The sequence below is a fragment of the Burkholderia metallica genome (assembly GCF_001718555.1).
In the GTDB taxonomy this organism is placed as follows: Bacteria; Pseudomonadota; Gammaproteobacteria; order Burkholderiales; family Burkholderiaceae; genus Burkholderia; species Burkholderia metallica.
The window spans coordinates 3168862-3189500 of the sequence record NZ_CP013401.1 but is presented as its reverse complement, the minus strand read 5'-3'; the positions used below and the strand labels follow the sequence as shown (position 1 = coordinate 3189500).

Annotated in this window: 17 protein-coding genes; 8 read left to right on the top strand and 9 right to left on the bottom strand. The window is 67.6% G+C overall.

All coding sequences use genetic code 11. The features are described from left to right. Window positions 1-10 precede the first annotated feature (10 nt). Both ptsP and nagE read left to right on the top strand, forming a co-directional pair. Window positions 11-2593 carry a phosphoenolpyruvate--protein phosphotransferase gene (ptsP, locus tag WJ16_RS14395; protein WP_069257628.1) on the top strand — a complete coding sequence of 861 codons (2583 nt, stop codon included), beginning with the start codon at window positions 11-13 and terminating at the stop codon, window positions 2591-2593. A 97-nt stretch (window positions 2594-2690) separates the two neighbouring features. Further along, window positions 2691-4460 (top strand): N-acetylglucosamine-specific PTS transporter subunit IIBC, encoded by a 1770-nt coding sequence (gene nagE, locus WJ16_RS14390; RefSeq protein ID WP_069257627.1) that lies wholly within the window; start codon window positions 2691-2693, stop codon window positions 4458-4460. A 187-nt stretch (window positions 4461-4647) separates the two neighbouring features. On the opposite strand, the gene WJ16_RS14385 is transcribed toward nagE, so the two are convergent. The 6 genes from WJ16_RS14385 to rpoH all read right to left on the bottom strand — a co-directional run bounded on the left by WJ16_RS14385 (window position 4648) and on the right by rpoH (window position 12266). After that, window positions 4648-7143: a family 20 glycosylhydrolase gene (locus WJ16_RS14385; RefSeq protein ID WP_069257626.1), complete on the bottom strand. Its 2496-nt coding sequence runs from the start codon at window positions 7141-7143 to the stop codon at window positions 4648-4650. Between the two features lie 618 nt (window positions 7144-7761). Beyond that, window positions 7762-7884, bottom strand: a complete 123-nt coding sequence (cydX, locus tag WJ16_RS14380; protein ID WP_069257625.1) for a cytochrome bd-I oxidase subunit CydX — start codon at window positions 7882-7884, stop codon at window positions 7762-7764. A gap of 63 nt (window positions 7885-7947) precedes the next feature. Continuing rightward, window positions 7948-9084, bottom strand: coding sequence for a cytochrome d ubiquinol oxidase subunit II (gene cydB, locus WJ16_RS14375; protein ID WP_069257624.1), 1137 nt, complete (start codon window positions 9082-9084; stop codon window positions 7948-7950). 31 nt (window positions 9085-9115) lie between these two features. After that, window positions 9116-10696, bottom strand: a complete 1581-nt coding sequence (locus WJ16_RS14370) for a cytochrome ubiquinol oxidase subunit I (protein WP_069257623.1) — start codon at window positions 10694-10696, stop codon at window positions 9116-9118. Beyond that, window positions 10686-10967, bottom strand: a complete 282-nt coding sequence (gene cydP, locus WJ16_RS14365; RefSeq protein ID WP_175913802.1) for a cytochrome oxidase putative small subunit CydP — start codon at window positions 10965-10967, stop codon at window positions 10686-10688. Before cydP ends, WJ16_RS14370 begins: the two co-directional genes overlap by 11 nt. Window positions 10968-11330: 363 nt before the next feature. After that, window positions 11331-12266: an RNA polymerase sigma factor RpoH gene (rpoH, locus tag WJ16_RS14360; protein ID WP_069257621.1), complete on the bottom strand. Its 936-nt coding sequence runs from the start codon at window positions 12264-12266 to the stop codon at window positions 11331-11333. Window positions 12267-12624: 358 nt separating this feature from the next. Between rpoH and WJ16_RS14355 the strand changes: the two genes are divergently transcribed. Both WJ16_RS14355 and WJ16_RS14350 read left to right on the top strand, forming a co-directional pair. Then, window positions 12625-13194, top strand: coding sequence for an acyloxyacyl hydrolase (locus WJ16_RS14355; RefSeq protein WP_069257620.1), 570 nt, complete (start codon window positions 12625-12627; stop codon window positions 13192-13194). Window positions 13195-13239: 45 nt separating this feature from the next. Then, window positions 13240-13623 carry a nuclear transport factor 2 family protein gene (locus WJ16_RS14350; protein ID WP_069257619.1) on the top strand — a complete coding sequence of 128 codons (384 nt, stop codon included), beginning with the start codon at window positions 13240-13242 and terminating at the stop codon, window positions 13621-13623. 143 nt (window positions 13624-13766) lie between these two features. Here WJ16_RS14350 and leuA read toward each other — a convergent pair whose 3' ends face one another. Together leuA and ybiB are read right to left on the bottom strand one after the other, a co-directional pair. Further along, a complete protein-coding gene (gene leuA / locus WJ16_RS14345) occupies window positions 13767-15416 on the bottom strand; it encodes a 2-isopropylmalate synthase (RefSeq protein ID WP_069257618.1) in 1650 nt (549 codons plus the stop codon). Window positions 15417-15796: 380 nt separating this feature from the next. Beyond that, a complete protein-coding gene (gene ybiB / locus WJ16_RS14340) occupies window positions 15797-16771 on the bottom strand; it encodes a DNA-binding protein YbiB (protein WP_069258074.1) in 975 nt (324 codons plus the stop codon). 194 nt (window positions 16772-16965) lie between these two features. Between ybiB and maiA the strand changes: the two genes are divergently transcribed. Beyond that, entirely contained in the window at window positions 16966-17610 is a 645-nt protein-coding gene (gene maiA / locus WJ16_RS14335) for a maleylacetoacetate isomerase (RefSeq protein WP_069258073.1), read from the top strand. Window positions 17611-17695: 85 nt separating this feature from the next. On the opposite strand, the gene ftsY is transcribed toward maiA, so the two are convergent. After that, the gene (gene ftsY, locus WJ16_RS14330) at window positions 17696-18847 is read right to left on the bottom strand and encodes a signal recognition particle-docking protein FtsY (protein WP_069257617.1); all 1152 of its coding nucleotides are present in this window, start codon (window positions 18845-18847) and stop codon (window positions 17696-17698) included. Between the two features lie 214 nt (window positions 18848-19061). Here ftsY and rsmD point away from each other — a divergent pair, with 214 nt between their 5' ends. The 3 genes from rsmD to WJ16_RS14315 all read left to right on the top strand — a co-directional run bounded on the left by rsmD (window position 19062) and on the right by WJ16_RS14315 (window position 20611). Beyond that, a complete protein-coding gene (rsmD, locus tag WJ16_RS14325; RefSeq protein WP_069257616.1) occupies window positions 19062-19676 on the top strand; it encodes a 16S rRNA (guanine(966)-N(2))-methyltransferase RsmD in 615 nt (204 codons plus the stop codon). 111 nt (window positions 19677-19787) lie between these two features. Then, window positions 19788-20285: a pantetheine-phosphate adenylyltransferase gene (gene coaD / locus WJ16_RS14320; protein WP_039346084.1), complete on the top strand. Its 498-nt coding sequence runs from the start codon at window positions 19788-19790 to the stop codon at window positions 20283-20285. Between the two features lie 59 nt (window positions 20286-20344). Continuing rightward, a complete protein-coding gene (locus WJ16_RS14315; RefSeq protein WP_069257615.1) occupies window positions 20345-20611 on the top strand; it encodes a YfhL family 4Fe-4S dicluster ferredoxin in 267 nt (88 codons plus the stop codon). The last annotated feature ends 28 nt before the right edge of the window (window positions 20612-20639 follow it).

Sequence of the window (20639 nt, the reverse complement as noted above, 5' to 3'; positions counted from 1 at the left end):
GAGACAGCCGATGAGACGCGCCGAGGAGTCCCAGTTGAAGAACCCCACCCCCGATCAGATCGTTCTGCTTAGCCCGTTGACGGGGCCGATCGTCGCACTGGCCGACGTGCCCGATCCGGTGTTCTCCGGCGGGATGTTCGGCGACGGCATCGGCATCGACCCGCTCGCGGGCCGGCTCGTCGCGCCGTGCGCGGGCGTCGTGTCGCATCTCGCGCGCACGGGCCATGCGGTGACGATCACGACGCCGCAAGGCGCGGAAGTGTTGCTGCACATCGGCATCGACACCGTCGAGCTGAACGGGCAGGGCTTCGTCGCGCACGTCGAGGCCGGCGCGCGCGTCGAAGCCGGTGCATTGTTGATCGAGTTCGACCAGGACGCGGTGGCGCGCAGCGCGCATTCGCTCGTGTCGGTGATCGCGATCGCGAACTCGGACGCATTCGAAGTCGTCGATCGCGCGAGCGGTTTCGCGACGGCCGGCGAGACGCCGCTGCTCGCGTTGCGCGGGAAGGGCGAAGCGGCCACCCAGGCGGCGCAAACGGGCGCGGCCGCGCAGAACGAAGTGCGCCGCGAAATCGTGCTGGCGCAGCCGGGCGGCCTGCATGCGCGGCCGGCCGCGCGGGCGCGCGAAGCCGTGCGCGGGTTCGACGCGACCGTCGACGTGCTGTTCGACGGCCGCAAGGCGTCGATCGCGAGCGTCGTCGGCCTGCTCGGCCTCGGCGCGGGTGAAGGCGCGACGGTCGAACTGGTCGGCCGCGGCGCGCACGCGCAACAGGCCGTCGACGCGGTCGAGCACGAGCTGCTGCGCGAAGCGCACGGCGAAGTCGAGGAAAAGCCGGCGCGACTGAGCTCGCCGGCGCCGCAGACGATCGCGCGCAACCTCGGCGCCCCCATCGACCCGAACACGCTCGCGGGCGTGTGCGCGGCGCCCGGCATCGCGGTCGGCACGCTGGTGCGTCTCGACGATGCGGAAATCGTGCCGCCCGAGCAGGCTGCCGGCACGCCCGCCGCGGAAAGCCGCCGGCTCGACCAGGCGCTGAAGGCCGTCGACGCCGAACTCGACGAAACGGTGCGCAACGCATCGGCGCGCGGCGCGGTCGGCGAGGCGGGCATCTTCGCGGTGCACCGCGTGCTGCTCGAAGATCCGACGCTGATCGACGCGGCGCGCGACCTGATCAGCCTCGGCAAGAGCGCGGGCTTCGCCTGGCGCGCGACGATCCGCACGCAGATCGACACGCTGTCGAAGCTCGACGATGCACTGCTCGCCGAGCGCGCGGCCGACCTGCGCGACATCGAGAAGCGCGTGCTGCGCGCACTCGGCCACACGAACGGCGCCGCCCGTGCGCTGCCCGACGAAGCGGTGCTCGCGGCGGAGGAATTCACGCCGTCCGACCTGTCGTCGCTCGATCGCCAGCGCGTGACCGCGCTCGTGATGGCGCGCGGCGGCGCGACGTCGCATGCGGCGATCATTGCGCGCCAGCTCGGCATTCCGGCGCTGGTCGCCGTCGGCGATGCGCTGTACGCGATTCCGGACGGCACGCAGGTCGTCGTCGATGCGAGCGCGGGCCGGCTCGAACACGCACCGACCGCACTCGACGTCGAGCGCGCGCGGCACGAGCGCCAGCGCCTGGACGGCGTGCGCGAGGCGAACCGGCAGCTGGCGGGTGAAGCCGCCGCGACGGTGGACGGCCGCGCGATCGAGGTCGCCGCGAACATCGCGACGCTCGACGACGCGCATACCGCGGTCGACAACGGCGCCGACGCGGTCGGCCTGCTGCGCACCGAGTTGATGTTCATTCATCGCCAGGCCGCGCCGACGCTTGTCGAACACCAGCAGAGCTACCAGTCGATCGTCGACGCGCTGCAGGGCCGCACCGCGATCATCCGCACGCTCGACGTCGGCGCCGACAAGGAAGTCGACTACCTGACGCTGCCGCCCGAACCGAACCCGGCGCTCGGCCTGCGCGGCATCCGTCTCGCGCAGGTGCGCCCCGACCTGCTCGACGATCAGTTGCAGGGCCTGCTCGCGGTGAAGCCGTTCGGCGCGGTGCGCATCCTGCTGCCGATGGTCACCGACGCGGGCGAGCTCGTGCGCCTGAAAAAGCGCATCGACGAATTCGCACGCGCGCAGGGCCGTACCGAGCCGATCGAGGTCGGCGTGATGATCGAGGTGCCGTCGGCCGCGCTGCTGGCCGACCAGCTCGCGCAGCACGCGGATTTCCTGTCGATCGGCACCAACGACCTGACGCAGTACACGCTCGCGATGGACCGCTGCCAGGCCGATCTGGCCGCGCAAGCCGACGGCCTGCATCCGGCCGTGCTGCGCCTGATCGACATCGCGGTGCGCGGCGCCGCGAAGCACGGCAAGTGGGTCGGCGTGTGCGGCGCGCTCGGCGGCGATCCGCTCGCGGTGCCGATCCTGGTGGGCCTCGGCGTGACCGAACTGTCGGTCGACCCCGTATCGGTGCCGGGCATCAAGGCGCGGGTGCGCCGTCTCGATTACCAGTTGTGCCGTCAGCGCGCGCAGGATCTGCTCGCGCTCGATTCGGCACAGGCGGTAAGGGCAGCAAGCCGCGAAGTCTGGCCGCTCGACTGAGCGTCGACGGCAGGTTCGCGACCGGTTTCACGACGAAAGCAATTAGGTCAACGACGATTAACGACGATTAACGATGAGACAAGGATTGGAGGACTGAATGAACGGGAATCCGTTTCTGAAAATACAGGGCCTGGGCCGGGCGCTGATGCTGCCGATCGCGGTATTGCCGGTCGCCGGCATCCTGCTGCGGCTCGGTCAGCCGGACGTATTCAACATCAAGATGATCGCCGACGCCGGCGGTGCGATCTTCGACAACCTGCCGCTCCTGTTCGCGATCGGCGTGGCGGTCGGCTTCGCGAAGGACAACAACGGCGTGGCGGCGCTTGCGGGCGCGATCGGCTATCTGATCGAAACCGCGATCATGAAGGACATCGATCCCAAGCTGAACATGGGCGTGCTGTCCGGGATCATCGCGGGTGTGGTCGCGGGCCTGCTGTACAACCGCTATAAAGACATCAAGCTGCCGGACTACCTCGCGTTCTTCGGCGGCAAACGGTTCGTGCCGATCATCACGGGGCTGGTGTGCGTGATACTCGGCATCGCGTTCGGGTACGTCTGGCAGCCGATCCAGCATGCGATCGACGCGGCCGGCCAGTGGCTGACGACCGCGGGCGCGATCGGTGCGTTCGTGTTCGGCTTCCTGAACCGGCTGCTGCTCGTCACGGGCCTGCACCACATCATCAACTCGCTCGCATGGTTCGTGTTCGGCAATTTCACGCCGCCGGCCGGCGGCGAGATCGTGCACGGCGACCTGCACCGCTTCTTCGCGGGCGACCCGACCGCGGGCACCTTCATGGCCGGCTTCTTCCCGATCATGATGTTCGGCCTGCCGGCCGCGTGTCTGGCGATGCTGCACGAAGCGCCGAAGGAACGCCGCGCGATGGTCGGCGGCCTGCTGTTCTCGATGGCGCTCACGTCGTTCCTGACCGGCGTGACCGAGCCGATCGAATTCAGCTTCATGTTCCTCGCACCGGTGCTGTACGTGATCCACGCGGTGCTGACCGGGCTGTCGCTCGCGATCTGCCAGATTCTCGGCGTGAAGCTCGGCTTCACGTTCTCCGCCGGTGCGATCGACTACGTGCTGAACTACGGGCTGTCGACGAAGGGCTGGATCGCGATTCCGCTCGGTATCGCGTACGGCGCCGCGTACTACGGGCTGTTCCGCTTCTTCATCCGCAAGTTCAACATGGCCACGCCGGGACGTGAGCCGGCATCGGCCGACGCGGCCACGGAATCGTACGCATCGGGCGGCTTCGTCGCACCGGCCGCGGGCGCAGCCGCGGTTGCCGCCGCACCGCGCGCGCAACGCTACATCGCCGCACTCGGCGGGGCAGGCAACCTGTCGGTCGTCGACGCGTGCACGACGCGCCTGCGCCTGACCGTCGTCGATCCGGAGAAGGTGTCGGAGCCGGAACTGAAGTCGATCGGCGCGCGCGGCGTGCTCAAGCGCGGCGGCAACAGCGTGCAGGTGATCATCGGGCCCGAGGCCGACATCATCGCCGACGAAATGCGTGCCGCGATCGGCAGCGGCGCGGCGGCCGCGGCATCGACGGCGCCGGCCGTTGCCGCGCAGCCCGTCACGGGCGCGGCCGCCGGCCCGCTCGATCCGGAGCCGACGCGCTGGCTCGCGGTGTTCGGCGGCGCGACGAACGTCGTGTCGCTCGACGCAGTGGCGACCACGCGCCTGCGGGTGGTGGTGCGCGATCCGTCGGCGGTCGATCGCGATCGTCTCGGTGCGCTCGACGTCGCATGGGTGTCGCTCGATACGTTCCACATCGTCTGCGGCAACGCGGCCGCGCGTTATGCCGAGCAGCTCGGCGCACGCTTGCCGCCGTCGGGCGGCGGGGCCGCCGCGCAACCGGCCTGACGCGATGAAGCCGGCTCGATCCCCGATGCGGGGTCGGCCGGGCGGTAAAACGAAAACGGCTTGCGATACGTCGCAAGCCGTTTTTCTTTGGCGGGGAGGATGGCGCGATGCGTTTGCCCATCGCGCATCGCTCGACTGTGTCGCCGATCGGCGGATCAGCCGCTCAGCCGTTCAGTTGCTCAGCCGATCACGGATTCGTCAGCGTGAAGGTCGGCTTCCGGTAGCCGACCCCGGCCCGGTCGAGCTTCGGCAATTCGCGTTGCGTGAGCAGCGTCGCGAAGCCGGCCCAGTCGCGCTGCAGCGCGGCCGTGTCGACGTGGTGCGTGTCGCCGCGCTTGAAGCGCACGCCGGCCGCATACGGCAGCTCCCAGTCGGCCCGGTGCCACGCGCGCTCGGCGAGCGCGAGCAGCCGCGGATAGGTCATGTATTCGAGGAAGGTGTCGTTGCGCATCACCTCGCCCCACGCCTGGCCCTGCATGCCTTCGATGCGCGGCGCGGGGCCCGTGCCCGTCACTTCGAACGTGTTGCCGTCACGGTCGCCCATCACCTCCGCGTTCTGCGGCAGATTCTCCGGCGCGAGCGAGAACACCTTGTACTCGTCCGTCGCGTGCGAGCCCCAGTAGTAGCCGCGCTCGCGCGGATTGAGCGTGTACGGGAAGTCGAAGTACAGGTAGTCGGGCAGCGCGAGCACCGTCAGGTAGCCCTTGCCGCTCAGGTCGCGCGCGCTGTCCGATGCGCCCCAGAAGATCGTGTCCCACAGCGACACCATCACGTGGCGCGTGCTGAAATCCTGCGGCCCATTCGCATGCTTGATGCCGTCCTGCCACGCGGCCATCGTGTCGACGCCGTTCGCACTGACCGCCGCGCTCACCTGTTGCGCGAAACGCGTCGGCAGCTCGTCGATCGACTTGATCTCGCCACGCTGGAGCAGCGCCGTGCACGCGGGCGAACGCGCCCACGGCTTGTCCTGCGCGGCGAGATCGATGCGGCCCTTGGTCGGGTCGGTGCCGTTCAGCGGCTGGAAGCCCGCGCCGAGGAAGATGTTCTTCGCCTCGTCGCCGCCGTAGTGCCAGATGTGCAGCGGCGCCTGCGCGTCCGCATGCATCGCCGCGATCTCGCGGATCACCTTCGACGCGAAATTGAGCGCGCCCGGCACGCACGGGTTCAGGTCGCTGCGGCGGTCGTAGAACTGCACCGTCGTCAGGTTCGTCGTGTCCTGCGGGTCGAGCAGCCGGTACGCATTCGCTTCCTGCTCGCGGCCGGCCGCGTGCAGCCGCCGGTAGCGCGACTCCATCGTCACGACGGCCGCGCGCGCATGCGCGGGCATGTCGATCTCGGGGACGATCTCGACGAAATGCGCGGCGGCGTAGCGCACCAGGGCCACGTAGTCGTCGCGCGTCAGGTAGCCGCCGCCCGAACGATTGTCGGGGCCGGAGCCGAGTTGCGGCAGCAGGCAGCGCGTCTCGCTCGGGTCGTGGCAGCGCCGTCCGCCGATCTCGGTCAGCTCGGGCAGGCCCGGAATCTCGATGCGCCACCCTTCGTCGTCGGACAGGTGCAGGTGCAGGCGGTTGAGCTTGTATGCGCTCATCTGGTCGATCAGGCGGCGCAGCGTCGCCGGATGCTTGAAGTTGCGGGCGAGATCGACGTGCATCCCGCGATGCGTGAAGCGCGGTGCATCCTCGACGAGCATCGCCGGGATCGGGCCGCCGCCGGCTGGCGCGAGCGAGTAGAGCGTCTGCACGCCGTAGTAGAGGCCGGCGCGATCGTAGCCTTCGATCAGCACGCCGCGCGGCCCGATCGCGAGCCGGTAGCCGCCCGGCGTCGCGATGTCGGCCGGCAGCCGGCGTGGCGCGACGACGCCGCGCACCGGCACGGGCGCGCCGTCGAGCCCGAGTGTCGTCGCGCGATCGCGCAGCGCCGCGACCTGCGCGTCCCGCAGATCGGGCAGCGCGAGCTCGACGCCGCGCAGGTCGAGCGCACCGGGCAGCGGCAGCTCGCGCTTCACGCTCGGCAGCGCGCGGCGTGCATCGGGCCGGGCGGCCACGGGCGGCGCATTGCCGGTCGAGTTGTTCTGCGCGTCGGCCGGCAGCGATTCGACATAGCGCAGCTCGTCGTCGGTGTCGTTGTAACGGAGCACGGCGGGCGGCGCGCCATCGACGACCACGTACGGGCGCGGGATCACGTCGCTGTAGCGCAGCAGCCAGTATTCGGCGACGAACGGCAGCTCGATGCGCTCGCCAGGGGCGAGCCGCACCGAGCCCGGCTGCGGCGTCAATTCGTACAGGTCGCCGGTGAGCCGCCGCAGCGCGAAGCCGGGGCGGTCGATCCGCAGCAGGCGGCGGATGCTGTGCAGATAGAGCTTCCAGCCGCCGTCGGCGATCACCTGATGGCCGCGGTTCTGCAGGATCAGGCGACCCGTCGCGCAGGCCGCGCCGTCGGCGCCGAGATCGGCGCACGGCACGCCGGCCGCGGCCGCGTGGTTGTTGTCGACGGCGACGCGCAGTGCGAGGCCGTTGGACAGCTGCGCCGCGAGACTGGCCGCCTGCGCGGCCGATTGCGTGGCTGATTGCGCGGTGCCGACGGGGGCGGCGGCGGTGACCGACGTCGGCTGCGCGGCGATCGCAGCGGGCGACAGCACCGCTACCAGCAGGCCGGCAACGAGGGAAGGCAGGGTACGCTTCATTCGAACTCCTGAGAAAAAAGGGGGCATGGCGGCGTCGTGAGGCGACGTCGCTGCGAGCGGGTCTTTCAGTGGAGCTGCGGGAGATACCGGCACGCAGGGCGATGCGGCCGCACTGCGCGCAATCTGCACGCCGGGGCGTGCGCTATGGAACGGGAGGCGGGCACGCGTGCCGGTCGGATCGGCGCGGGCGGGTGCGCGTCTTCATCGGCGGTGCACGGCGGCGAATGCAACGGCGCTTGCGGATGCAGCGGCGCTCGCAAGTGCTGCGGGCGAGGCGGCATGGCCAGCGGCACAGGCGCTCGCCCGACCGGCGCGAACGATTGCGGCACCGCGCGTCGGCCACGCGCAACCGGCCGCCGCGCGCCGACGGCGAAACGGCGCGCGCACGCGCGCCACAGACGGGATTCGCATGTCTCCCCCACCCAGAAGGAATCGGCCTGTCAGCGGCCGTGTCCAACGATCTTATGAAACCTTTTATTGGTATTCAAGTGGTATCAATCTGGCGCTAAATTGGCATCGACATGAAGCGCCTGCCGCGGGCGCCCGGGACGAAAAAAAACCTCGCGCGAGGCGAGGTTCGTTCCGGCCGGCGGCGCGATCGGCCGCGCGTGCCGCGCGTCAGTCGCGGCGTGCGCGTACGGGTGCCTGTTGCGTCTTCTGCCGCGCTTCGAGCCACATCGCGTTGACGATGCCGAACGACAGCGCGACGCCGATACCGAGAATCCAGCTGAAATACCACATGATCCGACTCCTTGCGAAACGGTGGGCGAGGGCGCATGCGCGCCCCGGCCCGGGTTCAATGCATCAATACATCGAATGCTTGTTCTCTTCGAGCACCTCGTGCGTGACCTTGCCGCGCATCACGCGATACACCCAGCTCGTGTAGAGCAGGATGATCGGCAGGAACACGATCACCGCGAACAGCATCACCTGCAGCGTCATGTGGCTCGACGTCGAATCCCACACGGTGAGGCTGCTGCGCGGGTCGAGCGACGACGGCATGATGAACGGGAACATCGAGAAGCCGGCGGTGAGGATCACGCCGACGATCATCAGGCCTGTGCAGAAGAACGCCGTCTTTTCCTGCTTCGAGCCCGCGAGCAGCAGCGCGAGCAGGCCGCCCGCGATCCCGACGACGGGCGCCGCGATCATCCACGGATACTCGCCGTAGTTCGCGAGCCACAGGCCTGAGCCGGCGGCGACGTCCTTGAGCAGCGGGTTCGCGACCGTATCGGTCGGCGCGGCGTGCGTGATGTGGAAGCCGCCGATGGTGAACGCGATCAGCACGCCGGCCAGCACGAATAGCACGACCGCGAGGAACGACGCCACGCGCAGCGCGACCGACGCGCGGCGTGCGATCACGCCTTCCGTCTTCATCTTGATGAAGGCCGCGCCGTGCGCGACGAGCATCGTGAGGCTGACGAGCCCGCACAGCAGCGCGAACGGGTTCAGCAGCGCCCAGAAGCCGCCGTAGTAGGTCACGCGCAGGTCGCTGTCGAACTTGAACGGCACGCCTTGCAGCAGGTTGCCGAACGCGACGCCGAACACGAGCGCCGGCACGAAGCCGCCGACGAACAGGCCCCAGTCCCAGCCCGCGCGCCAGCGCGGGTCGGGCCGCTTGCTGCGGTAGTCGAAGCCCACCGGCCGGAAGAACAGCGCGAACAGCACGAGCAGCATCGCGAAGTAGAAGCCGGAGAACGATGCCGCGTAGACGAGCGGCCAGGCCGCGAACATCGCGCCGCCGGCCGTGATCAGCCACACCTGGTTGCCTTCCCACGTCGCGCCGACCGTGTTGACGATGATGCGGCGTTCCTCGTCGGTCTTGCCGAGGAACGGCAGCAGCGCGGTCGCGCCCATGTCGAAGCCGTCGGTGACGGCGAAGCCGATCAGCAGCACGCCGACGAGCAGCCACCAGATCAGCTTGAGAGTTGCGTAGTCCATAGCGATTCCTTGTTCCGTTTCGGGTGCGTGCTCACGCCGGGGCGCGCTCGCTGGCGGCCGCGAGTTCGTGGTGATAGCGGCCGGTATGCAGCGACGACGGGCCGAGGCGCGCGTACTTGAACATCAGCTTGATCTCGATGACGAACAGCACCGTGTAGAAGGCAATGAAACCGGCGAGGCTCAGGTACAGATCGGTGGGCGTCAGGCTCGACGCGGAGAGATGCGTCGGCAGGATGCCTGCGATCGTCCACGGCTGGCGGCCGAGCTCGGCGACGACCCAGCCGAATTCCGCGGCGAGCCACGGCAGCGGGATCGCCCACACCGCATAGCGCAGGAACCAGCGGCGGTTGTCCTGCAGCAGTTCGCGGCGCGCGCAGAACCAGAACGCGGCAATGAAGGTCGCGAGGAACAGGATGCCGAGGAACACCATGATCCGGAACGAGAAGAACACGGGCGCGACCGGCGGGATCGTCTTCCTCGCGGCGGCCTTGATCTGCTCGGGCGTCGCGTCGACCACGTTCGGCGTGAACTGCTTGAGCATCAGCCCGTAGCCGAGATACTGCTTGTGCTGGTCGAACAGTTCGCGCGTGGCCGCGCTCGTGTCGCCTTCCTTCATCTTCTGCAGCGCGCCGTACGCGACCATCCCGCTCTGGATGTGCTCCTCGCTGTGCTTCGCGAGTTCGCGCAGGCCGACCACGGGTTCGTCGAGCGAGCGCGTCGCGATCAGGCCGAGCGCGTACGGAATCTTGATCGCGTAGTCGGTACGCTGTTCTTCCTGGTTCGGCAGGCCGATCAGCGTGAACGACGCGGGGGCCGGCTGCGTTTCCCATTCGGACTCGATCGCGGCGAGCTTCATCTTCTGCACTTCGCCGGTCGTGTAGCCCGACTCGTCGCCGAGCACGATCACGCACAGCGTCGACGCGAGGCCGAAGCCGGCCGCGACCGCGAACGAGCGCAGCGCGAAATCGGTGTCGCGCTTTTTCAGCAGATACCACGACGAGATGCCGAGCACGAACATCGCGGCTGTCACGTAGCCGGCCGACACCGTGTGCACGAATTTCACCTGCGCGACCGGGTTGAACAGCACGTCGAACAGGTTCGTCAGCTCCATGCGCATCGTCTGATAGTTGAACTCGGCGCCGACCGGGTTGTTCATCCAGCCGTTCGCGACGAGGATCCACAGCGCGGACAGGTTCGAGCCCAGCGCGACGAGGAACGTGACCATCAGGTGCTTGACCTTCGACAGTCGGTTCCAGCCGAAGAAGAACAGGCCGACGAACGTCGATTCGAGGAAGAACGCCATCAGCCCTTCGACCGCGAGCGGCACGCCGAAGATGTCGCCGACATAGTGCGAGTAGTACGACCAGTTCGTGCCGAACTGGAATTCGAGCGTGATGCCGGTCGTCACGCCCATCGCGAAGTTGATCCCGAACAGCTTGCCCCAGAACTGGGTCATGTCCTTGTAGACCTGTTTGCCGGTCATCACGTACACGGCTTCCATGATGACGAGCAGCCAGGACAGGCCGAGCGTCAGCGGCACGAACAGGAAGTGGTAGAGCGCCGTGATGCCGAACTGCAGACGCGACAGATCGACGACTTCGCTACTTATCATGGTGGTCTCCCTCGGTGGGTGCAGGCGCCGGTACCGAGAGCAGCTTCTCGGCGACGGCGGCAGGCGCAAGCGCCATGTGCTCGGCCTGCGGATGATTGAAGAATGCGTATTTGAGCGACATCAGGAGGATCAGCTTGACGATCAGCACCAGGGTGATGTCGCGGGCGAGGGTCGGGCCGCGTGCCCACGCGGCGATGCGCGCGCGCCAGCCGATCGTGCCGGCCGGCCGCGGGGGAGGCGCAGGCTCTTTATTGATCGAGATCAAGGCGATTATCCTGAATCGATTAGGTCGGGATTTTGGGGCGACTTTACGTCGGATTGGTGACGGCCGTGAAGCTGTTTTAATCCTTTTGCGCCTGACATGCCAATTTTAAAAGGATGGCTTTCCGATGCCGAGTGCTGCGCTGCGGCAGACCGTCGCGAAACGCGGGCCGAAACTTGAGGCAGATCAATGTTTTGCGGAAGGGGCCGGAAAACGACCGATTACCTGACGAATCAGGTCAATCAATCGGCGCGGAAACGGCCGTTGAAGCGAATGGAGAATTCAGGGATATACGGCGGATAAAACGGGCGAAAAAAAACCGCTGCCGGTCAGGCAGCGGTTTTCGATGAGGCGCTCTGAATCGTTACCGATTTACGCGTATTCGGCGAGGGCGGTGCGCATCTTTTTCATCGCGCTCGCTTCGATCTGGCGGATGCGTTCGGCCGACACGCCGAATTCGGCCGCGAGATCGTGCAGCGTCGAGCCGCCCGAGCCGTCGTCGTCGACGTGCAGCCAGCGCGCCTCGATGATGCGGCGGCTGCGTGCGTCGAGCGCGTCGAGCGCCTGCGCGATACCGTCCGTCTGCAGCGTATCGCGCTGACGCGCGGCGAGCACGGCGGTCGGTTCGTTGTGCGAGTCGGCCAGGTAGGCGATCGGCGCGTACGACTCCTCGCCGTCTTCGACCTGCCCTTCGAGCGCGACGTCGCCGCCCGACAGGCGCGTTTCCATTTCGGTCACGTCTTCGCGCTTGACGTTGAGCTCTTGCGCGAGGCCGTCGATTTCCTCGGGCGTCATCGCCTGCATGCTCTTCTTGTGGCTGCGCAGGTTGAAGAACAGCTTGCGCTGCGCCTTCGTCGTCGCGACCTTCACCATGCGCCAGTTGCGCAGGATGTACTCGTGGATCTCGGCCTTGATCCAGTGGATCGCATACGACACCAGGCGCACGTTTTGCGCCGGATCGAAACGCTTCACCGCTTTCATCAGGCCGATGTTGCCTTCCTGGATCAGGTCGCCGTGCGGCAGGCCGTAGCCGAGATAGTTGCGCGCGATCGACACGACGAGCCGCAGGTGCGACAGCACGAGGCGGCGTGCCGCGTCGAGGTTGTTGTCCTCGCGGAATTCGGTTGCGTACCGGCGTTCCTCTTCGGCGGTCAGCAGCGGAATGCGGTTGACGGCCTGGATGTACGCGTCGATGTTGCCGAGCTGGCCGGGCAACATCGAGTGGGCGGAGAGCGCCAGCGAGCCTGCCGATTCGGCCTTGGCCGGCGTCGGGCTCAGGGTGTTCGGGAGGGTCAGGGCGTTGCTCACTAAAAACTCCTTTGGAATCAGGGACAAACCCCCGGTCTCGAATGAGATTCCGTGGGCCATCTTAGCACTCCCGCAAGACGAGTGCTAATTCCTTAGAGCACGCGTGGGCATCGGAGTTCCCGTTTTTTCTATCGGGCTTGTCGAATCGATAGTCTAATCTGCGACACGGCGGGCGACACGAAGTTCCGTAAGTCATTGTTTCTGATGGTAATCAGTAGACGATTTCCATTTTTGTCGTTTTGGAAGCACGCTATTTCCCTTTGTGATGCCGATCCGAAAAGTCCTTTACCATACCATTCAGTTCGCTTGAGCCGGCGGGAGCGCGGGCTCCATTCAACCCCCCAAGTTGGAGTGTCAGATGAACAATAAGAAGAATCGCCGGCCCCGCAGCCGGCTTGTGCTGCAAGCGATGCTGGTTGCGTCCCTGCTGGGCGGATCGGGGGCGGCATGTGCGGATCGATGGGGCATTCAGGCGGGCGGCGGCTTTTCGGATCGCCGCGGGGTCGACAAGGCCGATCTGGGCGTGGTGTGGGATCCGGGCTGGAACTGGTGGGAAATCGGCGGCTGGCACTTCGCGTTCGTCGTCGAAGGGCACGCCGCTTACTGGCACACGGGCGGCAACGTCCACGGCAACATCGGCGAATTCGGCGTGACGCCGATGTTCCGCTTCATCAAGAGCGCCGGCGAGATCCGCCCGTTCATCGAGGCCGGCGGCGGCGTGCGGCTGCTGACGCACCCGACGATCTCGGATCATTTCTCGATGGGGACCGCGTTCCAGTTCGCGCCGACCGCGGGAGTAGGCGTGCAGTTCGGCCAACGGCAACAGTATCAGGTCGGCTACCGTTTTGAACATGTGTCTAACGCGGGTATCAAAGAGCCGAATCCTGGTATAAATTTCCACCAGTTCTACGTGCAGTACAACTTCTGATCCGCATGCCCGCGCACGGCGTGCGCGTTGCCGAGGAGTCAGGCGATGGCGAAGGTGGTCGATGCGATCCGCGCGCTCGAGCGCGATCGGTTCCGGGCGATGGTGGACGGGGACGGCGAAGCGCTCGACGCGCTGTTGTCGGACAAGGTGTTCTTCGTGCACACCAACGGCAAACGCGAAACCAAGCAGCAGTTCATCGACGCCATCGTCGCCGGCCGCCGCCGCTATCGCCAGATCGAAATCCAGTCGCAGGACGTGCTGCCCGTCGGCGGCGAAACCTGCGTCGTCACCGGGCGCGCGTTGATCGAGATGGAAACGAACAACGGCGGCCTGGTCTTCCCGATTGCCTATACGTCCGTCCATACCCACGAACAGGGCCGCTGGAGCCTGTTCGCGTGGCAGGCGACGCGGTGCGCGACCGAGACATGAGCGCGCGTGGCGCCCCTTTTCATGTCCCGACCGAAGCGGCCTTCTGAGCCGCTTTTTGCTGCCTCGTGCGGCGCGGATCGCGCGGCGCACGGGCGGTCACGCACCGCTCGCTGACGTTTGAACCCCGAGTCGAAGGCCGTCGGTCACGCTGCCGCGCGGCGGTCCGCGCAGTGCCAGGCCGAGCGGTTGATCGCGCTGACGACCGCATCGAGCGCCGCGCTCGCCGCATCGGCGTGCAGGCCGACGCCGTGCCGCAGCGGCGCATCGCCGATCCGGCAGCCGACCGATACCGCGATCCGGCCGTCCGTCGTGCGTGCGTGTTCGCACGACGCGACGTCGATCGCGGCGCCGGCGGCCGCTGCGAATGCCGCGGCGAAACGTCGCACGGCGTCCTCGGGCGCCGCATCGGCGTCGGGCGCGGCCGCCGCGATCTCGCGGTTCCGCCAACGCGCGCCGTGGCCGTGGCGCGCTGCCGGCCCGTCGGTCTCGAAGAATTCGCGCGCGAACAGTGCGCAGATCGCGTCGCCGGTCACTTCCTCGCCCGATGCGTCGGCCAGCGTCTGCACCGCATGGCTGAATTCGATCTGCACGCGGCGCGTCGGCGTGAAACCCATCCCGCGTTCGAGCAGGAACGTCGCGCCGCCCTTGCCGGACTGGCTGTTCACGCGGATCACCGCGTCATAGCTGCGGCCGAGGTCGGCCGGGTCGATCGGCAGGTACGGCACTTCCCAGACCGCGTCGGGGCGCTGCTGCGCGAAGCCCTTGCGGATCGCGTCCTGGTGCGAGCCCGAGAATGCGGTGAACACGAGGTCGCCCGCATACGGATGGCGCGGATGCACGGGAATCTGGTTGCAGCGTTCGACGACGCGGCGCACGGCGTCGATGTCGGAGAAGTCGAGGCCCGGATCGATGCCCTGCGTGTAGAGATTCAGCGCGAGCGTGACGAGATCGACGTTGCCGGTGCGCTCGCCGTTGCCGAACAGGCAGCCCTCGATGCGGTCGGCGCCCGCGAGCAGCGCGAGTTCGGCCGCGGCGACCGCGGTGCCGCGGTCGTTGTGCGGATGCACGGACAACACGATGCTGTCGCGGTACGCGAGGTTGCGGTCCATCCACTCGATCTGGTCGGCGAACACGTTCGGGCTCGCGGCTTCGACGGTGGCGGGCAGGTTGACGATCATCTTGTGATCGCGGGTCGGACGCCAGGTCTGCGCGACCGCGTCGCAGATCTCGCGCGCGAACGTCAGCTCGGTCATGCTGAAGGTTTCAGGCGAGTACTGGAAGGTCCACTGCGTGTCGGGGCGCGCGGCGGCGTGTTCCTTGATCATGCGCGTGCCGTCGATCGCGAGCGCCTTCACGTCGGCCTTCGACATTCCGAACACGATACGGCGGAACGACGGGCAGACCGCGTTGTACAGGTGCACGATCGCGCGCGGCACGCCCTTGAGCGCGTCGAACGTGCGGGCGATCAGGTCTTCGCGCGCCTGCACGAGCACCTCGATCGTCACGTCGTCGGGAATCCGCTTGTCGTCGATCAGCTTGCGGACGAAATCGAAGTCGGTTTGCGACGCCGACGGAAAACCGACTTCGATCTCCTTGAACCCGATCGCCACCAGCATCTCGAAGAATTCGAGCTTCTGCTCGATGCTCATCGGCTCGATCAGCGACTGGTTGCCGTCGCGCAGGTCGGTGCTCATCCAGACGGGCGCGCGCTCGATGGTGCGCGACGGCCATTTGCGGCCATTGAGGCGGACGGGCTCGAACGGGCGGTACTTGTCTTGCGGATTGCGCTGCATCTTCTGGACCTCGGGTCTCAAGTCGCGAGCGAAGACGGGCGGCATGGCGACGGTTGGCGCTGCCTCGCTCCGCGGCACGTACGCGCGCTGCGGATGCGGATGATCTTCGCGAATCGGCCGACGGATAGACGGACGAGTGCTGACGACTTCGGGTTGTAAAAACTACGAGAGGGGTACTGCGAGGAACTGCTGGGAGGGACCGTGCGGACAGCACACGGCGCTACGACAGCCTTAGGCTAGTCGTAGCGATAGCGACCGCGCTAGGCGGCCGGAGGTAATTCGGAGGGTGTTCGGAAAGGAACGCATGGCGACAACTCTATGCCAGGATGCGCCCGCCTGTCAAATGCACGCCCAAGCGGGGCCGCATCGCGCGTGTGGCGTCAGCGCGCGATGCGGGCGATCCGCACGATCGTCGCGACCTGCCGGGCGACCGTGTCGGGTACCGGCAGCTCGCCGCGCAGCACGCCGTCCGTCCATGCGGCGGTGGTCGTCGCATCGCGCGATTCGGGCAGCGCGACGGGCGGCGCATCGGTCGACGAGCGTTCGGCCTCGATCAGCGTGTCGCACACGCCGTCGTGCAGCCAGTCGACCTGCACCTGGCGCCGCGTGTCGGCAACCGCTTCGCCCTCGGTGCCGCGCGCCAGCAGCGCGCCGCCGAGCGCGGCGTCCGGATGGTCGCGGAACAATTGCGCGAGGCTGTCGCGGTACGGCGGGTGCGTGTAGTTGACGAGCCGCAGGCCGGCCGGCGCGAACGGCTGCAGGATCTTCACGAGCGTATGCGTCGAGTTGCGCACGCCGAGCACCCTGCGCATCGCCAGCAGATGCGCGATGCGCGGCGCGAGCACGTCGATCGGCGCGAACGCGACGCGGCGCTCGGCGAGCATGTCCTCGATCGCGTCGTGCGACGTCGACGGCGGAAGCGACAGCGCCGAGAAAATCTCGGCGCTCGTCACGCGGCCCGGATCCTGCTCGACGCCATGCACGAGCACCGGCACGCCTTCGCGCGCGAGCAGCAGCGCGAGCAGCGGCACGAGGTTCGGCTGCTTGCGCGCGCCGTTGTAGCTCGGGATCGACACGGGGCGGAAGGCCGAGTCCTGCACGTGCACCGGCGCGAACGACGCCTGCGCGGCGGCGAGCATCGCGGCCAGTTCGTCGGCGGATTCGCCCTTCAGCCGATAGGCGATCAGGATCGCGCCGAGTTCGACGTCCGACACGCGCGCATCGAGCATCGCGCGGTAGAGCTCGAAGGTGTCTTCGGCGGACAGCGCGCGCGCGCCGTTCGGGCCGCGGCCGATTTCCTTGATGAAGCGGGCGCACGGGAACGGAACGGCGGCGGGATCGTGGGAAGCGGTCATCGGGGCGTTGGGGCGGGCGGCCGGCATCGGGCCGCGCTGTGAGCGGTGAGGAATGCCCGAGTATCGCACGGGTGCGGCCGGCGCAAGCGAGGCCGCGCATCGCGGCGCGCTACACTCTGGTTCCCGGCGGTGCGCGCGCCGGCTGCGCCGCGCCCGTGCCGTCGCCGGCCGAATACGACTACGAGAGACATCCCATGAAGCTTTACAGCTATTTCCGCAGTTCCGCGTCGTACCGCGTGCGGATCGCCCTGAACCTGAAGCAGCTGCCGTTCGACTACGTTCCCGTGCACATGCTGCGCGACGGCGGCGAGCAGCTGAAGGACGCGTACCGTGCGCTGAATCCGGACGCGGTCGTGCCGACGCTGATCGACGGCGACGCGACGCTGCAGCAGTCGCTCGCGATCATCGAATATCTCGACGAAACCCATCCGGAACCGGCGCTGCTGCCGAAGCAGCCGGTCGATCGCGCGTATGTGCGTGCGGTCGCGCTGCAGATCGCGTGCGAAATCCATCCGCTCAACAACCTGCGCGTGCTGAAGTATCTGAAACACACGCTGAAGGTGCCCGAAGACGCGAAGAACGCGTGGTACCGGCACTGGATCGAGGCGGGCTTCGACACGCTCGAGACGCGTCTCGCGAGCGATCCGCGCACCGGCAAGCTGTGCTTCGGCGACACGCCGACGCTCGCCGACGTATGCCTCGTGCCGCAGGTGTTCAACGCGAACCGCTTTTCGATCGACACGACGCGCTATCCGACGATCCAGCGGATCGCCGACCATGCGTCGACGCTCGACGCGTTCAAGGCCGCCGAGCCGGGCGCGCAGCCCGACGCCGAATGAGCGCGTGGCGCCCGGGGCACGCATGACCGGGCGCGCATGAAAAAGGGCGCCCGAAGGCGCCCCGTGCGATGCGTGCCGGCGGCGTTCAGCCGAGCAGTGCGTCCGCGAATTCCACCGCGCTGAACGGCTGCAGATCCTCGACCTTCTCGCCGACGCCGATGAAGTAGACCGGCACCGGGCGCTGCCGTGCGATCGCGGCGAGAATCCCGCCCTTCGCGGTGCCGTCGAGCTTCGTGACGATCAGGCCCGTGAGGCCGAGCGCGTCGTCGAATGCCTTGACCTGCGTGAGCGCGTTCTGACCGGTGTTCGCGTCGATCACCAGCAGCACTTCGTGCGGCGCGCCGTCGTGCGCCTTCGCGATCACGCGCTTCACCTTCTTCAGCTCTTCCATCAGATGGAGCTGCGTCGGCAGGCGGCCGGCCGTGTCGGCCATCATCACGTCGATCTTGCGCGCGCGCGCGGCGCTGACCGCGTCGAAGATCACCGCGGCCGGATCGCCGCTTTCCTGCTGCACGACCGTCACGTTGTTGCGCTCGCCCCAGACCGCCAGCTGTTCGCGCGCGGCCGCGCGGAACGTGTCGCCCGCGGCCAGCAGCACCGACTGGTCGAAGCTCTGCAGATGTTTCGCGAGCTTGCCGATGCTGGTCGTCTTGCCCGCGCCGTTCACGCCGGTGATCATCATCACGAGAGGCTGCGCGCGGCCGAGCATCAGCGATTTCTCGAGCGGCGTCAGCAGCTCGACGAGCAGGTCGTGCAGCGCGGCCTTCACCTGCTGCGGGTCGGTCAGGCGGCCCGCGCGCACCTTTTCGCGCAGCGCGCCGAGCAGGTACTCGGTTGCATCGACGCCCGCGTCGGACATCAGCAGCGCGCTTTCGAGCTCTTCGTACAGATCCTCGTCGATCTTCGTGTTGACGAAGACGCCGGTGATGCTCGTGCCCGTTTTCGCGAGCCCCGTTTTCAGGCGCGCGAGCCACGACTTCTTCGCGGTGGCGTCCTGCAGCGGCGGCGGGACGATTTCGACGGTCTCGACGACTTCGTCGCGGCCGTCGTTGGTCGGCGTGACCGTCATCACGACGGCCGGCGCCGCCGGTGGTTGCGCGGGCGCTTGCGGCACGTCGGCCGCAGGCGCGGCAGTGGGCGCATCGGACGGCTCGTCCGGCTGCTGCGCATCGGCCGACTGCGATTCCGCCGGATCGGGCTCCTGCGTTTTCTTGAATCGTTTGAAGAAGCTGAACATGGTCTGACGTCGGGAAGAGGGCGGGCCGCCGCCAGGGGCGGGCACCGGACGGGCCGTTCTGCGTTCGCGCGGGCGCGGCGCACGGCGGCCGAAACCGAGCATTTTATCAGTGCGGCGTGGCGCTCGCGTCAGTGCGCGCCGCCGCTGTGGTAACGTGCGCCTGTTTAGCGGTGCGCCCCGCGCGCACCCGGTCCCTCCGTCGTCGATATTCCGTATGTCCCGTTCCTCTCCCGGCCGCCCGGCGGCCCCTTCCGGCCGCGGCAAGCCGCACACGATCCGCATCATCGGCGGTGACTGGAAACGCACGCCGCTCGCGGTGCTCGATCTCGACGGCCTGCGGCCGACGCCCGATCGCGTGCGCGAGACGCTGTTCAACTGGCTCGGCCAGGATCTCGAAGGCCGGCGCTGCCTCGACCTGTTCGCGGGCACCGGCGCGCTTGGCTTCGAGGCCGCGTCGCGCGGCGCGGCGAGCGTCGTGATGGTCGAGCGCCATCCGCGCGCCGCGCAGCAGCTTCGGGCGATCAAGGACAAGCTCGGCGCCCGTTCGGTCGAGGTCGCCGAAGCCGACGCGCTGCGCCTCGCGGCCGGGCTCACGCCGGGCGCGTTCGACGTCGTGTTTCTCGATCCGCCGTTCGGCGATCCGGCCGCGCTGGAGCGCGCGATCGCGCTGGCCGCGCCGCTCGTCGCGGCCGATGGCGCGCTGTACGTCGAGACGGGCGCGGAACTCGATCCGGCCGCGCACGATGCGCTCGCCGGCTGGCAGGTGGTCAAGCACGGCAAGGCCGGCGCGGTTCACTATCATTTGCTGCGGCGCGAAAATGATGAATAATGCGCGTTCCATACGAGGCGGCGCGCCGCAAAGGCGACGCATGCCCATCTCGGCAGCGGCGTGTGCATCGCACGGCTGCCATCCCGTTTGCGTGATGACAGGAGGAGCGACATGGTAGTCGCCGTGTATCCCGGTACGTTCGATCCGCTGACGCGCGGGCACGAAGACCTCGTGCGGCGTGCGTCGAGCATTTTTGATACGCTGGTGGTCGGTGTGGCCGACAGCCGCGCGAAAAAGCCGTTCTTCTCGCTGGAAGAACGTCTGACGATTGCGAACGAGGTGCTCGGCCATTATCCGAACGTGAAGGTGATGAGTTTCACCGGTCTCCTGAAGGATTTCGTCCGCACCAACAATGCGCGCGTGATCGTGCGCGGGCTGCGCGCCGTGTCCGATTTCGAATATGAGTTCCAGATGGCGGGGATGAACCGCTACCTGCTGCCCGACGTCGAGACGATGTTCATGACGCCGTCCGATCAGTACCAGTTCATCTCGGGGACGATCGTGCGCGAAATCGCGCAGTTGGGCGGCGATGTCAGCAAGTTCGTGTTCCCGTCCGTCGAGAAGTGGCTGACCGAGAAAGTCGCCGCGATAGGAGGCCCTGCCGCGTGACGCGGCGCCGGCCGGTTTCGTTGCGAAGCCGGCCGTCGGCCTGAAGAAGTGAGATCAGAATGGCTTTGATGATTACCGACGAGTGCATCAATTGCGACGTGTGCGAGCCCGAGTGCCCGAACGGCGCGATTTCGATGGGCCCGGACATCTACGTGATCGACCCGAACAAGTGCACCGAGTGCGTCGGCCATTTCGACGAGCCGCAGTGCCAGCAGGTGTGTCCGGTCGAATGCATTCCGCGCGATCCGCAGCATGACGAATCGCACGCGCAGTTGATGGAGAAGTATCACGCGTTGACTGCCGCGAAAGGCGACGACGCGTCGTGACCGGCGGTGACGCGCGCGCGTCGACGAG